General features: G+C 71.5%; 13 protein-coding genes. 11 read left to right on the top strand and 2 right to left on the bottom strand.

What is annotated here, in order from left to right:
• The first annotated feature begins 24 nt into the window (after window positions 1-24).
• From ACZ4VW_RS24760 to ACZ4VW_RS24735, 6 genes are all read left to right on the top strand, one after another.
• A complete protein-coding gene (locus tag ACZ4VW_RS24760; protein WP_005311352.1) occupies window positions 25-333 on the top strand; it encodes a DUF2469 domain-containing protein in 309 nt (102 codons plus the stop codon).
• A gap of 201 nt (window positions 334-534) precedes the next feature.
• Complete coding sequence (locus ACZ4VW_RS24755; protein WP_467966131.1) at window positions 535-951, top strand: YraN family protein; 417 nt, start codon at window positions 535-537, stop codon at window positions 949-951.
• Window position 952: 1 nt separating this feature from the next.
• Window positions 953-2,566, top strand: coding sequence for a YifB family Mg chelatase-like AAA ATPase (locus ACZ4VW_RS24750; protein WP_467965954.1), 1,614 nt, complete (start codon window positions 953-955; stop codon window positions 2,564-2,566).
• A complete protein-coding gene (gene dprA, locus ACZ4VW_RS24745) occupies window positions 2,563-3,876 on the top strand; it encodes a DNA-processing protein DprA (RefSeq protein ID WP_467965952.1) in 1,314 nt (437 codons plus the stop codon). Before ACZ4VW_RS24750 ends, dprA begins: the two co-directional genes overlap by 4 nt.
• 238 nt (window positions 3,877-4,114) lie before the next feature.
• Window positions 4,115-4,951, top strand: coding sequence for an RNA polymerase sigma factor WhiG (whiG, locus tag ACZ4VW_RS24740; RefSeq protein ID WP_467965950.1), 837 nt, complete (start codon window positions 4,115-4,117; stop codon window positions 4,949-4,951).
• A 53-nt stretch (window positions 4,952-5,004) separates the two neighbouring features.
• Complete coding sequence (locus ACZ4VW_RS24735) at window positions 5,005-5,562, top strand: TetR/AcrR family transcriptional regulator (RefSeq protein ID WP_467966129.1); 558 nt, start codon at window positions 5,005-5,007, stop codon at window positions 5,560-5,562.
• 78 nt (window positions 5,563-5,640) lie between these two features.
• On the opposite strand, the gene ACZ4VW_RS24730 is transcribed toward ACZ4VW_RS24735, so the two are convergent.
• Window positions 5,641-6,108: a murein hydrolase activator EnvC family protein gene (locus ACZ4VW_RS24730; protein ID WP_467965948.1), complete on the bottom strand. Its 468-nt coding sequence runs from the start codon at window positions 6,106-6,108 to the stop codon at window positions 5,641-5,643.
• A gap of 255 nt (window positions 6,109-6,363) precedes the next feature.
• Here ACZ4VW_RS24730 and rpsB point away from each other — a divergent pair, with 255 nt between their 5' ends.
• From rpsB to ACZ4VW_RS24705, 5 genes are all read left to right on the top strand, one after another.
• The gene (gene rpsB, locus ACZ4VW_RS24725) at window positions 6,364-7,284 is read left to right on the top strand and encodes a 30S ribosomal protein S2 (RefSeq protein ID WP_467965946.1); all 921 of its coding nucleotides are present in this window, start codon (window positions 6,364-6,366) and stop codon (window positions 7,282-7,284) included.
• Between the two features lie 123 nt (window positions 7,285-7,407).
• On the top strand, window positions 7,408-8,244 hold the full coding sequence (gene tsf / locus ACZ4VW_RS24720; RefSeq protein WP_467965944.1) for a translation elongation factor Ts: 837 nt from the start codon (window positions 7,408-7,410) through the stop codon (window positions 8,242-8,244).
• A gap of 158 nt (window positions 8,245-8,402) precedes the next feature.
• Window positions 8,403-9,167, top strand: coding sequence for a UMP kinase (gene pyrH, locus ACZ4VW_RS24715; protein ID WP_467965942.1), 765 nt, complete (start codon window positions 8,403-8,405; stop codon window positions 9,165-9,167).
• A gap of 96 nt (window positions 9,168-9,263) precedes the next feature.
• Window positions 9,264-9,821 carry a ribosome recycling factor gene (frr, locus tag ACZ4VW_RS24710; protein ID WP_467965940.1) on the top strand — a complete coding sequence of 186 codons (558 nt, stop codon included), beginning with the start codon at window positions 9,264-9,266 and terminating at the stop codon, window positions 9,819-9,821.
• On the top strand, window positions 9,821-10,912 hold the full coding sequence (locus ACZ4VW_RS24705; protein WP_467965938.1) for a phosphatidate cytidylyltransferase: 1,092 nt from the start codon (window positions 9,821-9,823) through the stop codon (window positions 10,910-10,912). The genes frr and ACZ4VW_RS24705 overlap by 1 nt, the downstream gene beginning before the upstream one ends.
• Before the next feature lie 86 nt (window positions 10,913-10,998).
• Here ACZ4VW_RS24705 and ACZ4VW_RS24700 read toward each other — a convergent pair whose 3' ends face one another.
• Window positions 10,999-12,567 carry a phytoene desaturase family protein gene (locus ACZ4VW_RS24700; protein ID WP_467965936.1) on the bottom strand — a complete coding sequence of 523 codons (1,569 nt, stop codon included), beginning with the start codon at window positions 12,565-12,567 and terminating at the stop codon, window positions 10,999-11,001.
• Between the last annotated feature and the right edge of the window lies 1 nt (window position 12,568).

Raw genomic sequence — 12,568 nt, 5'->3', positions numbered from 1 at the left:
CGCACGGCTGAAGGGGAACATGCCATGAGCGCCGAGGACCTCGAGAAGTACGAGACCGAGATGGAGCTGAAGCTCTACCGGGAGTACCGCGACGTCGTCGGGCTGTTCAAATACGTGATCGAGACGGAGCGGCGCTTCTACCTCACCAACGACTACGAGATGCAGGTGCACTCGGTCCAGGGCGAGGTGTTCTTCGAAGTGTCCATGGCGGACGCCTGGGTCTGGGACATGTACCGGCCGGCCAGGTTCGTCAAGCAGGTCCGGGTGCTCACCTTCAAGGACGTGAACATCGAGGAGCTCAACAAGAGCGACCTGGAGCTCCCCGGCAGCTGATCCCGGATCGGAAACCACCCGCAGGGGTGAGGCGGTTGTCCACAGGCGGGCAACCGTCCACCAAGATCCACACGGAGGGTCGCGGAGCGTCACAGTCGGTGCCGGAGGTGGTACCGAATGAACCCGACCCACGCGACCGGACCGACCAGCCCCACCCGCGCGAGCGACGCGACCCGCACGACCGGCGCGAGCCACGCGAGTATCGCGACCCGCACGACCAGCGCGAGCCCCACGACGAGCGCGAGTTCCACGACGAGCGCGACGAGCGCGCTCGGGCGGTACGGAGAAGAGCTGGCCGTCCGGCGGCTCACCGAGAGCGGCATGTCCGTCCTCGCCCGCAACTGGCGATGCGGGCGCACCGGCGAGATCGACATCGTCGCCCGCGACGGCGACACCGTCGTCATCTGCGAGGTGAAGACCCGCCGCGAAGGCGCCTTCGAGCACCCCATGGCCGCCGTCACCCCCACCAAGGCCGACCGTCTCAAACGACTCGCCGCCTGCTGGCTCGACCGCCACGGCGGACCACCGCCCGACGGCGGCGTCCGCATCGACCTGATCGGCATCGTCCTGCCGCGCCGCGGAGCCCCCGTCGTCACCCACGCCCAAGGGGTGGTCTGAGATGGGATTCGCCCGCACCTGCTCCGTCGCCCTCGTCGGCGTGGAAGGCGTCGTCGTAGAGGTCCAGGCCGACCTCGAACCCGGAGTGGCCGCCTTCACCCTCGTCGGCCTCCCGGACAAGAGCCTCACCGAAAGCCGTGACCGCGTCCGCGCGGCCATCGTCAACTCGGACGCCGAGTGGCCCCAGAAAAAACTCACCGTCGGACTCAGCCCCGCCTCCGTCCCCAAGGGCGGATCGGGTTTCGATCTCGCTGTGGCCGCGGCCGTCCTCGGCGCCGCGGAACGGATCGACCCCAGGGTCATCGCCGACCTCGTCCTCATCGGCGAACTGGGGCTCGACGGCCGCGTCCGCCCCGTCCGCGGCGTCCTGCCCGCCGTCCTCGCCGCCGCCGAAGCCGGCTACCAGCAGGTCGTCGTCCCCGAACGGACCGCGGGCGAAGCCGCCCTCGTCCCCGGAGTGTCCGTCCTCGGCGTCCGCAGCCTGCGCCAGCTCATCGCCGTCCTCACCGACGAACCCGTCCCCGAGGAGGAACCCGCCGAGGAGGGCCGCCCCGACGCCATGCTCGCCGGACTCCTCGTCCCCGGCGCCGGCGTGGGCACCGGCCTCGCCGCCGACCCGGCCGACGGACCCGACCTCGCCGACGTCGCCGGACAGCACAGCGCCCGCCAGGCCCTGGAGGTCGCCGCCGCGGGCAGTCACCACCTCCTGCTCTCCGGGCCGCCCGGTGCGGGCAAGACCATGCTGGCCGAACGGCTCCCCGGCATCCTTCCGCCGCTCACCCGACAGGAGTCGCTCGAAGTCACCGCCGTCCACTCCGTCGCCGGCATCCTTCCGCCCGGCGAACCCCTCGTCCGCCGCGCCCCCTACTGCGCACCCCACCACTCCGCGACCATGCAGTCCCTCGTCGGCGGCGGCAACGGCCTCCCACGCCCCGGCGCCGTCTCCCTCGCTCATCGAGGCGTTCTTTTTCTTGATGAAGCTCCTGAATTCTCCGGAAAAGTCCTCGACGCCCTCCGCCAGCCCCTCGAATCCGGACACGTCGTCGTCGCCCGCGCCGCCGGAGTCGTCCGCCTCCCCGCCCGCTTCCTGCTCGCCCTCGCGGCCAACCCCTGCCCCTGCGGACGCCACACCCTGCACGGCACCGGATGCGAATGCCCCTCCTCCCTCATCCGCCGCTACCAGGCACGGCTCTCCGGACCCCTTCTCGACCGCATCGACCTGCGCGTCCAGGCCGAACCCGTCACCCGATCCGACCTCCTGGGCCACGGCGGCCGCGGAGAACCCACCGCCGTCGTGGCCGACCGCGTCCGCGAAGCCCGCGCCCGCGCCACGGCCCGCCTCGCCGACACCCCCTGGAGCGTCAACAGCGAAGTCCCCGGCCATGAACTCCGTACCCGCTACGTCGTCAGCCCGGGAGCCCTCGCCGCCGCCGAACGCGACATCGAACGCGGCCTCCTCACCGCACGCGGTCTCGACCGCGTCCTCCGCGTCGCCTGGACCGTCGCCGACCTCGCAGGGCACGACCGGCCCGACGCCCACGACGTCGAGCTCGCCCTCCAGCTGCGCACCGGCATCGCCCGCGGCGTACCCGTCGGAGCGGGGGACCTCGCATGACCACCGGGCAGGAACCCACCACGGAAGAAACACCCCGCGCCACCCCGGACGAAGAGCGCCTCGCCCGCGCCGCTCTCACCCGCATCGTCGAACCCGGCGACGAACACGCCGGCCGCTGGCTCCGCCGGTACGGCGCCGCGGGCTTCCTCCGACGCCTCCGCGACCCCGCCGGAACCCACCCCCACACCCACCCCGACACCCACCCCCACACCCACCCCGACACCCACCCCGACACCCACCCCGAGACCCACCCCGGGGCCGGGCCCCCGGCCGGGCCGGGCGCCCCGGGCGCCGCCCCGTTCCCCGGCACCGGGGAGAAGCGGGTCGACGGATGGCGCCGACGCGCCGCGGCCGTCGAACCACGACGGGACCTCGACGCCGCGGCCCAGCACGGCGGCCGGCTCGTCGTCCCCGGCGACACCGAATGGCCCCGGCAGCTCGACGACCTCGGCGACGCCCGCCCCATCGGACTCTGGATCCGCGGCCCCGCCGACCTGCGGACCTGGGCCCTGCGCTCCGTCGCCGTCGTCGGCGCCCGCGCCTGCACCCCCTACGGCGCGCACATGGCCACCACCCTCGCCTCCGGGCTCGCCGAACACGGCTGGGTCGTCGTCTCCGGCGCGGCCTTCGGCATCGACGGCGCGGCCCACAGAGGCGCCCTCGCCGCCCAGGGCGCCACCGTCGCCGTCCTCGCCTGCGGCGTCGACGTCCCCTACCCCCGCGGCCACGCCGGACTCATCGGACGCATCGCCGAACAAGGGCTGGTCCTCGGGGAACTGCCACCAGGCAGCCACCCCACACCCAGCAGATTCATCCTCCGCAACCGCGTCATCGCCGCCCTCACGCGCGGCACCGTCGTCGTCGAGGCCCAGTACCGCAGCGGATCCCTCGTCACCGCCCGCAACGCCCACCGACTCGGCCGCCACATCATGGGCATCCCCGGCCCCGCCACCAGCGGTCTCTCCGCCGGCGTCCACGAACTCCTCCGCGGCGAGGCCGCCCTCGTCACCGACGCCGCCGAAGTGATCGAACTCGTCGGCGACATGGGGCAGCTCGCCCCCGTCCGCCGAGGCCCCGTCCTGCCCAGGGACCTCCTCGGCCCGTCCACGGCCCGCGTCCTCGAAGCCCTCCCCGCCGGCCGCCCCACCCCCGTACCCGAGATCGCCGACCGGGCCGGAACCACCCCGGACGACACCCTCGCCCGACTGTACGAACTGCACTCCCTGGGGTACGTCGAACGGCAGGGCGGTGACTGGCAGTTGACGAACAGGCCCACGGAAGGGACGAACCCGCGGCGAGGCGGTCCTTGACCTGGAGCATTCGGGTGAAAAGGTGATGTGGGTGAACACCCGAGCCCTTTCGACCGCACCCGAGGAGCCGACACACGCCCCGGCCGGGTTCGAAGATGTGGACGAGGGAACCCACCCCGGCCGGAGCGATCCACGGAGGATCGCTCACCGCGACATGCCAGTCACGCTACGCTCACCAGGACCCCCTACCGGCCACACCCACCGACCCACTCCACAGCAGAACGGCTCAAGGCAACGCATGCCCCAGCACACCTCCGGGTCTGACCGCGCTGCGGTGCCCCCAGCAGCCCGGGGCACCGTGCGACCACCCGCGCCGACATCGCTCGACGAGCTGTGGCGGTCGTACAAGGACACGGGCGACGAGCGTCTGCGGGAACAGCTGATCCTGCACTACTCGCCGCTCGTGAAGTACGTAGCCGGCCGCGTCAGCGTCGGACTGCCGTCCAATGTGGAACAGGCCGACTTCGTCTCCTCCGGGGTCTTCGGGCTGATCGACGCCATCGAGAAGTTCGACGTCGAACGCTCGATCAAGTTCGAGACCTACGCCATCACCCGCATCCGCGGCGCGATGATCGACGAACTCCGCGCCCTGGACTGGATCCCCCGCTCCGTGCGCCAGAAGGCACGCAACGTCGAGCGCGCCTACGCCACTCTCGAGGCGCAGTTGCGGCGGACCCCCTCCGAGAGCGAGGTCGCCGCCGAGATGGGCATCGCCCTGGAGGAACTGCACGCCGTTTTCAGCCAGTTGTCCCTGGCGAACGTCGTGGCCCTCGAAGAGCTGCTGCACGTCGGAGGCGAGGGCGGCGACCGGCTGTCGATCATGGACACGCTGGAGGACACCGCCGCCGACAATCCGGTCGAGATCGCCGAGGACCGCGAGCTGAGACGGCTGCTCGCCCGGGCCATCAACACCCTCCCCGAGCGGGAGAAGACCGTCGTCACCCTCTACTACTACGAGGGCCTCACCCTCGCCGAGATCGGCCACGTCCTCGGGGTCACCGAGAGCCGTGTCAGCCAGATCCACACCAAGTCGGTCCTGCAGCTGCGCGCCAAGCTGGCCGATGTAGGACGCTGACGCCACGAGGCCGGTCGTACAGTGGAGCCGTGCCCAGGATTCGAGCGGCCAGTGTGGCCGAGCACCGGACGATGCAGCGCGGCGCCCTGCTGGACGCCGCGCGATCCCTGCTGTCCGAAGGCGGTACGGAGGCGCTGACCTTCCCCGCACTCGCCGAGCGCACGGGCCTGGCCCGCTCCTCGGTGTACGAGTACTTCCGCTCCCGCGCGGCCGTCGTCGAGGAGTTGTGCGCCGTCGACTTCCCCGTCTGGGCGGCCGAGGTCGAGACGGCCATGGCCCGGGCCGACACGGCCGAGGGCAAGGTCGAGGCGTACGTACGCAAGCAGCTGGAGCTGGTGGGGGACCGACGCCACCGCGCCGTCGTCGCCATCTCCGCGAGCGAGCTCGACGACGGCGCCCGGGAGAAGATCCGCGCCGCCCACGGCGGACTCGTCGCCATGATCGTGGAGGCCCTGGCGGACCTGGGCCAGGCCGAACCCCGACTCGGCGCGATGCTCCTCCAGGGCGTCGTGGACGCGGCCGTGCGCCGCATCGAGCTCGGAGCGGCGGAGGAGCCGGACACCATCGCCGACGCGGCGGTCGCCATGGCCCTCCGCGGCGTCAGCGGCTGACCCCGCCCCCGCCCCCCGCCGCCCCCCCGCCCCCCGCCCCCACCCACCCCCCCGCCCCCGCTTCGGGTGTCGTGTCCGTCAGGGCAGGCCCGTCACCGGCAGCAGCCGTGTGGGGCGCCGGTCGAGGAGGAGCAGGGGGTTCAGGTAGGTGTCGCCCCGCAGCAGGCCCCAGTGGAGGCAGGACGTCGGGCAGTGCGCGGTGTCCTCCGGTGGGATGGAGAGGGTGGCGACGGGCCGGCCGCGGGTGACCGTGGTGCCGACGGCGACCGTGGGGGTCACCGGTTCGTAGGTGGTGCGCAGGGGCGGGTCCCCGGTTCCCGGCAGGGTGATCGTGAGGACTCCGCGACCGGCCACCCGGCCCGCGAAGGTGACGACGCCGGGCGCCGCCGCGTGGACCGGGGTGCCCGGTGGGGCGGCGAGGTCGAGGCCGCGGTGGCCCGGGCCGTACGGGCCGGCGGGTGGTTCCCAGCCGCGGAGGATCTCGGGGCGCGGTGGCCCTACGGGCCAGCTCAGGGCGGCCACGAGGAGCAGTGTCGTGAGGTGCATGGGGGTCACGCTCCCGCGGGCGCCCGTTCCGCGGGGATCATGGTCGGTATCTGTGGAGTACCGGCCGGTTGTGGACAGCGCCGTCACCCGGCGCCTTCCGGGTCCCGTACACTTCCTATGGCGATCCGGGTCACCGGGTCGACTTCGCACGCCCCGCCACCACCCTCACAAGTCGTGGCAGCGCCTTTTCGGTCCCTCGTGGCACGGCGCGTCGGGGCGTCAGGACATAACCGAGAACACCAAGGAGATACGGCCATGGCCGTCGTCACGATGCGGGAGCTGCTGGAGAGCGGCGTCCACTTCGGTCACCAGACCCGTCGCTGGAACCCGAAGATGAAGCGCTTCATCTTCACCGAGCGCAACGGCATCTACATCATCGACCTGCTCCAGTCGCTGTCGTACATCGACCGCGCCTACGAGTTCGTCAAGGAGACCGTCGCCCACGGCGGTTCCATCATGTTCGTCGGTACGAAGAAGCAGGCCCAGGAGGCCATCGCCGAGCAGGCGACGCGTGTCGGCATGCCGTACGTCAACCAGCGTTGGCTCGGTGGCATGCTCACCAACTTCTCCACCGTCTACAAGCGTCTGCAGCGCCTCAAGGAGCTCGAGCAGATCGACTTCGAGGACGTCGCCGCCTCGGGTCTCACCAAGAAGGAGCTCCTGGTCCTCTCCCGCGAGAAGGCCAAGCTGGAGAAGACCCTCGGTGGTATCCGCGAGATGCAGAAGGTGCCGAGCGCCGTCTGGATCGTCGACACCAAGAAGGAGCACATCGCCGTCGGTGAGGCGCGCAAGCTCCACATCCCGGTCGTCGCGATCCTCGACACCAACTGCGACCCCGACGAGGTCGACTACAAGATCCCGGGCAACGACGACGCGATCCGCTCCGTCACCCTCCTCACCCGCGTGATCGCCGACGCCGTCGCCGAGGGCCTCATCGCCCGCTCCGGCGCCGCGACCGGCGACTCGAAGCCGGGCGAGAAGGCCGCGGGCGAGCCGCTCGCCGAGTGGGAGCGCGACCTGCTCGAGGGCGAGAAGAAGGCCGACGAGACCGTCGAGGCCGCCGAGGGCGAGAAGCCGGCCGAGGCCGCTGCCGAGGCTGCTGCCGAGACCCCCGCCGAGGCCCCCGCGGCCGAGGCCGAGGCCGAGGCTCCGGCCGCCGAGGCCGAGCAGGCCTGACCCACGGCCTGACCCTCACGGGTCCGGTTGTTTCGGACGGAACGGACGTCGACGGCGGGGGCCCACGAAGCCCCCGCCGTCCACCCGTAGATCTTTCAGACTTCGAGAGAGAAACTCAGACTCATGGCGAACTACACCGCCGCTGACGTCAAGAAGCTCCGTGAGCTCACCGGCGCCGGCATGATGGACTGCAAGAAGGCGCTCGACGAGGCCGACGGCAACGTCGACAAGGCCGTCGAGGCCCTGCGCATCAAGGGCCAGAAGGGCGTCGCCAAGCGCGAGGGCCGCTCTGCCGAGAACGGCGCCGTCGTCTCCCTCATCGCCGACGACAACACCTCCGGTGTCCTCGTCGAGCTGAAGTGCGAGACGGACTTCGTCGCCAAGGGTGACAAGTTCCAGGCCGTCGCCAGCCAGCTCGCCGAGCACGTCGCCGCGACCTCCCCGGCCGACCTGGAGGCGCTGCTCGCCTCCGAGATCGAGCCCGGCAAGACGGTCCAGGCGTTCGTCGACGAGGCCAACGCCAACCTCGGCGAGAAGATCGTCCTCGACCGCTTCGCGCAGTACGCCGACGGCTACGTCGCGGCCTACATGCACCGCACCATGCCCGACCTGCCCCCGCAGATCGGTGTTCTCGTCGAGTTCGACAAGGAGAACGCCGAGATCGCCAAGGGTGTCGCGCAGCACATCGCCGCCTTCGCGCCGAAGTACCTCACCCGTGAGGACGTCCCGGCCGAGGTCGTCGAGACCGAGCGTCGCGTCGCCGAGGAGACCACCCGCGCCGAGGGCAAGCCCGAGGCCGCGCTCCCGAAGATCGTCGAGGGTCGCGTCAACGGCTTCTTCAAGGACGCCACGCTGCTCGGCCAGCCGTACGCGCTGGACAACAAGAAGTCCGTCCAGCAGATCCTGGACGAGGCCGGCGTCACCCTGAAGCGCTTCACGCGCATCAAGGTCGGCATCTGAGTCCGTACGCAACGGACACCGGACCCCGGTAGGGTCTGAAGCAGTCGTCCACGCTCGCGTAGGACGACCGCAGATCTGACGAGGAGGCCATTGCCGTAGGGGAAACCGCAAGGACCCATCGGCAATGGCCTTCGTCGTATGTGCACGAGGAGATCTCCATGAACCAGTCCGCCGCACAGGGCGACGACATCCACGGCAAAAAGTCCGGCCGCTTCATGCTGAAGCTGTCCGGCGAGGCATTCGCCGGTGGCGGCGCGCTCGGCGTCGACCCCGACGTCGTGCACAAAATCGCGCGCGAGATCGCCGCAGTCGTCCGCGACGGAGCGGAGATCGCGGTCGTGATCGGCGGCGGCAACTTCTTCCGCGGCGCCGAGCTGCAGGTCCGCGGCATGGACCGGGCGCGCTCCGACTACATGGGAATGCTCGGCACCGTCATGAACTGCCTCGCACTCCAGGACTTCCTGGAGAAGGAGGGCATCGACTCCCGCGTCCAGACCGCCATCACCATGGGCCAGGTCGCGGAGCCGTACATCCCGCTGCGGGCCGTGCGCCACCTGGAGAAGGGCCGCGTGGTCATCTTCGGCGCCGGTATGGGCATGCCGTACTTCTCCACCGACACCACGGCCGCCCAGCGTGCCCTGGAGATCGACGCCGAGGCCCTGCTCATGGGCAAGAACGGCGTGGACGGGGTCTACGACTCCGACCCGAAGACCAACCCCGACGCGGTGAAGTTCGACGCGCTGGAGTACGGCGAGGTGCTCTCCCGCGACCTCAAGGTCGCCGACGCCACCGCCATCACGCTGTGCCGCGACAACAATCTCCCGATCCTCGTCTTCGAACTGCTCGCCGAGGGCAATATCGCTCGCGCGGTGAAGGGTGAGAAGATCGGCACTCTCGTGAGCGACCAGGGCACCCGGGCCTGAAGCCTGACACCGGGTACCGCCCCGCGAGGGGATGGACAGAGCCCTGCCGGTCGCACACCGTGCAGGACAAGACGCGACGACACGCAGGAGCAAGTGGTGATCGAAGAGACCCTCCTCGAGGCCGAGGAGAAGATGGAGAAGGCCGTCGTGGTCGCCAAGGAGGACTTCGCCGCGATCCGCACCGGCCGTGCGCACCCGGCGATGTTCAACAAGATCGTGGCCGACTACTACGGTGCGATCACGCCGATCAATCAGCTGGCGTCGTTCTCGGTGCCGGAGCCGCGCATGGCGGTGGTGACCCCGTTCGACAAGAGCGCGCTGCGCAACATCGAGCAGGCGATCCGTGACTCGGACCTCGGCGTCAACCCGAGCAACGACGGCAACATCATCCGTGTGGTGTTCCCGGAGCTCACCGAGGAGCGCCGCCGCGAGTACATCAAGGTCGCCAAGAGCAAGGCCGAGGACTCGAAGATCTCCATCCGTTCCGTCCGCCGCAAGGCCAAGGAGGCCATCGACAAGCTGGTCAAGGACGGCGAGGTCGGCGAGGACGAGGGCCGCCGCGGCGAGAAGGAGCTCGACGACACCACCGCGAAGTACGTCGCGCAGGTGGACGAGCTGCTCAAGCACAAGGAAGCCGAGCTGCTCGAGGTCTGATGAACGACTCTTCCTGGAGGGCCCCGGCCGGTTCCGGCTACTGGGGGCCCGACCAGGGGCCTGCCCCGGCGGGTCCCGCATACGATGGGCTACAGGCGGCGCAGACTCGGCCCATGCCCATCGTGCCCGACGTCCCCGCCGGCGATCACCAGGACGACCACGACCGGGGGGCCGCTCACCAGAGCGGTCCCCTGTTCCGTGACGAGACGCCGAACGAGCACCCGCAGGAGCCCATGTCCAGCCCGTCGCAGCCCGCTCCAGGGGCTCCGCAGAAGAAGAGCGCGGGGCGCGATTTGGGCGCGGCCATAGGAGTGGGGATCGGGCTCGGCGCCGTCATCATCGCGTCGCTCTTCATCTGGAAGGCGGCCTTCGTCGGCGTCATAGCGGTCGCCGTCGTGGTCGGACTGTGGGAGCTCACCTCCCGTCTCCAGGAGCGCAAGGGCATCAAGGCTCCGGTCGTCCCGCTCGCCGTCGGCGGCGCGGCGATGGTCGTGGCCGGATACGTCCGCGGCGCGGAGGGGGCCTGGGTCGCCATGGCCCTGACCGCCCTCGCGGTTCTCGTGTGGCGCATGACGGAGCCGCCCGAGGGCTATCTGAAGGACGTCACGGCGGGTGTGTTCGCCGCGTTCTACGTGCCGTTCCTGGCGACGTTCGTGGCGCTGATGCTCACGGCGGACGACGGGCCGCAGCGGGTGCTCACGTTCCTGGTGCTGACCGTGGTCAGCGACACCGGCGCGTACGCGATCGGCTGGCGTTTCGGCAGGCACAAGCTGGCGCCGCGGATCAGCCCCGGCAAGACCCGGGAGGGCCTGCTCGGGGCGGTGACGTTCGCGATGGCCGCCGGCGCGCTCTGCATGGAGTTCCTGATCGACGACGGCACGTGGTGGCAGGGCCTGCTGCTCGGCCTGGCGGTGGCGGCGAGCGCGACGCTCGGCGACCTCGGCGAGTCGATGATCAAGCGCGACCTCGGCATCAAGGACATGGGCACGCTGCTCCCGGGCCACGGGGGCATCATGGACCGGCTCGACTCACTGCTGCCGACGGCGCCGGTGGTCTGGCTGCTGTTCGTGCTCTTCGTCGGTACCGCCTGACCAGCCTGTTCGTACGATGGGGCTCGCTGTCCGCAAGGACGGCGAGCCCTTCGTCGTATCCCGGGGGGCCGGCTCCGCGGCCGCGTTCATCTCCGGCGCAGCAGGCGGCCGCGCAGCGCCGCCCGGGCCGCGTTCGCGCCGGGCGCGCCATGGACGCCGCCGCCCGGATGCGCCGAGGCCGACGCCAGGTACAGGCCCCTGACCGGTGTCTCCGGGCGCCCGGTGCCCGGCGTGGGCCGGAAGACCAGCTGCTGGTGGAGCGAGGCCGTGCCCCCGTTGAGCGCACCGCGCCGCAGATTCGCGTCCATCGACTCCAGCGTCGTCGGGGCGAGGATCCGCCGGGCCCGGATGCGGTCACGGAAGCCGGGGGCGTAGCGCTCCACCTGGGCCTCGACCCGCTGGGCCATCGCCTCGCACTCCCTGGTGTCCCAGACACCGGTGATGCCGTCGGGCCCGGCGTCGCCGCGGATGTGCTGGGGGACGTGCGTGTAGGCCCACGCCGACTCGGTTCCGGCGGGCGACCGGCCGGGGTCCGAGGTCGTCATCTGGCCGAAGAGCGCGAACGGCTCCTCCGGGACGTGGTCGGTGGCGATCTGCGCGGCGAAGCGGGTGAGCCCGTCCACCCCGTCCGCCAGGTGGACGGTGCCGGCCGTCGTCGCCGCCTCGGCCGTCCACGGCACGGGGGAGTCCAGCGCCCAGTCGACCTTGAAGGTGGCGAAGTCCCACTGGAAGCGCCGCAGATCGCGCAGCAGCCGGTCGGGCAGGTGCTCGGGAGCGACCAGCCCCCCGAAGAGCGCCGGTGCCGAGACGTCGGCGAGGACCGCCCGGCGCGCCTGCACCTCCTCACCGCCCGCCGTACGCACGGCGACCGCCCTGCCCTCCCGTACGACGACCGACACGACCCGCTCCCCGCAGCGCACCGCGCCGCCGCGCCCCGCCAGGCGGCGCACCAGGGTCGCGGTCAGGGCTCCCGCCCCGCCCACCGGGACCGGGAAGCCGTGGCTCTGGCCGAGCATCGACATCAGCCAGCCGTATCCTCCGCTGCCCGCCGCCTCGGGGGCCAGGTCGGCGTGGAGCGCGTTGCCCGCCAGCAGCAACCGTCCCGCCTCCCCGCCGAACTCCTCCTCGCCCAGACGGCGTACCGGCAGCGACAGGTTCCGCGCCAGCCGCAGCCCGGTCGACGGCCGCAGCCGGGCAGCGAGACGCAGCGCCGGCAGGACGGGCGGGAACGGGGTGAACAGGGCTCGTACGATGTCCGCGCCGAGCCGCTCCCACACGGCGTACATGCCCCGCCAGGCCTCGCCGTCGCCCGGCGCGAACGCGTCGAGTCCCGCCGCGGTCGCCTCCAGGTCACGGGAGAGGACCGCGCACCGCCCGTCCCGCAGCGGATGCGCCAGGACCCGCGGGGCGTGACTCCAGCGCAGTCCGTGGCGCTCCAGCTCGAGGCGGGCGAGCACGGGGGAGGCGGCGGCCAGTGGATAGAAGGCGCTGAAGAGATCGCTGACGTAGTCCGGGTGGACGCCCCGGTCGCTGCGGACCGCGCCGCCCGGCTCGGGCTGCTCCTCCAGGACCTCCACGCTCCACCCCGCGTCCGCGAGGAGATTGGCGGCGACCAGCCCGTTGGGGCCGGCTCCGATCACCACGGCGTCCGGCACG

The sequence above is a fragment of the Streptomyces sp. NPDC029139 genome (genome assembly GCF_055564335.1).
Note: the sequence above shows the minus strand (reverse complement) of the source record. Positions and strands in the feature narration are given on the sequence as shown.

Bases quoted from the DNA above. Each gene is read 5' to 3' on its own strand.
- ACZ4VW_RS24760 (WP_005311352.1), top strand. From the start codon at position 25: ATGAGCGCCGAGGACCTCGAGAAGTACGAGACCGAGATGGAGCTGAAG.
- ACZ4VW_RS24750 (WP_467965954.1), top strand. From the start codon at position 953: ATGGGATTCGCCCGCACCTGCTCCGTCGCCCTCGTCGGCGTGGAAGGC.
- dprA (WP_467965952.1), top strand. From the start codon at position 2,563: ATGACCACCGGGCAGGAACCCACCACGGAAGAAACACCCCGCGCCACC.
- whiG (WP_467965950.1), top strand. From the start codon at position 4,115: ATGCCCCAGCACACCTCCGGGTCTGACCGCGCTGCGGTGCCCCCAGCA.
- ACZ4VW_RS24730 (WP_467965948.1), bottom strand. From the start codon at position 6,108: ATGCACCTCACGACACTGCTCCTCGTGGCCGCCCTGAGCTGGCCCGTA.
- rpsB (WP_467965946.1), top strand. From the start codon at position 6,364: ATGGCCGTCGTCACGATGCGGGAGCTGCTGGAGAGCGGCGTCCACTTC.
- tsf (WP_467965944.1), top strand. From the start codon at position 7,408: ATGGCGAACTACACCGCCGCTGACGTCAAGAAGCTCCGTGAGCTCACC.
- pyrH (WP_467965942.1), top strand. From the start codon at position 8,403: ATGAACCAGTCCGCCGCACAGGGCGACGACATCCACGGCAAAAAGTCC.
- ACZ4VW_RS24705 (WP_467965938.1), top strand. From the start codon at position 9,821: ATGAACGACTCTTCCTGGAGGGCCCCGGCCGGTTCCGGCTACTGGGGG.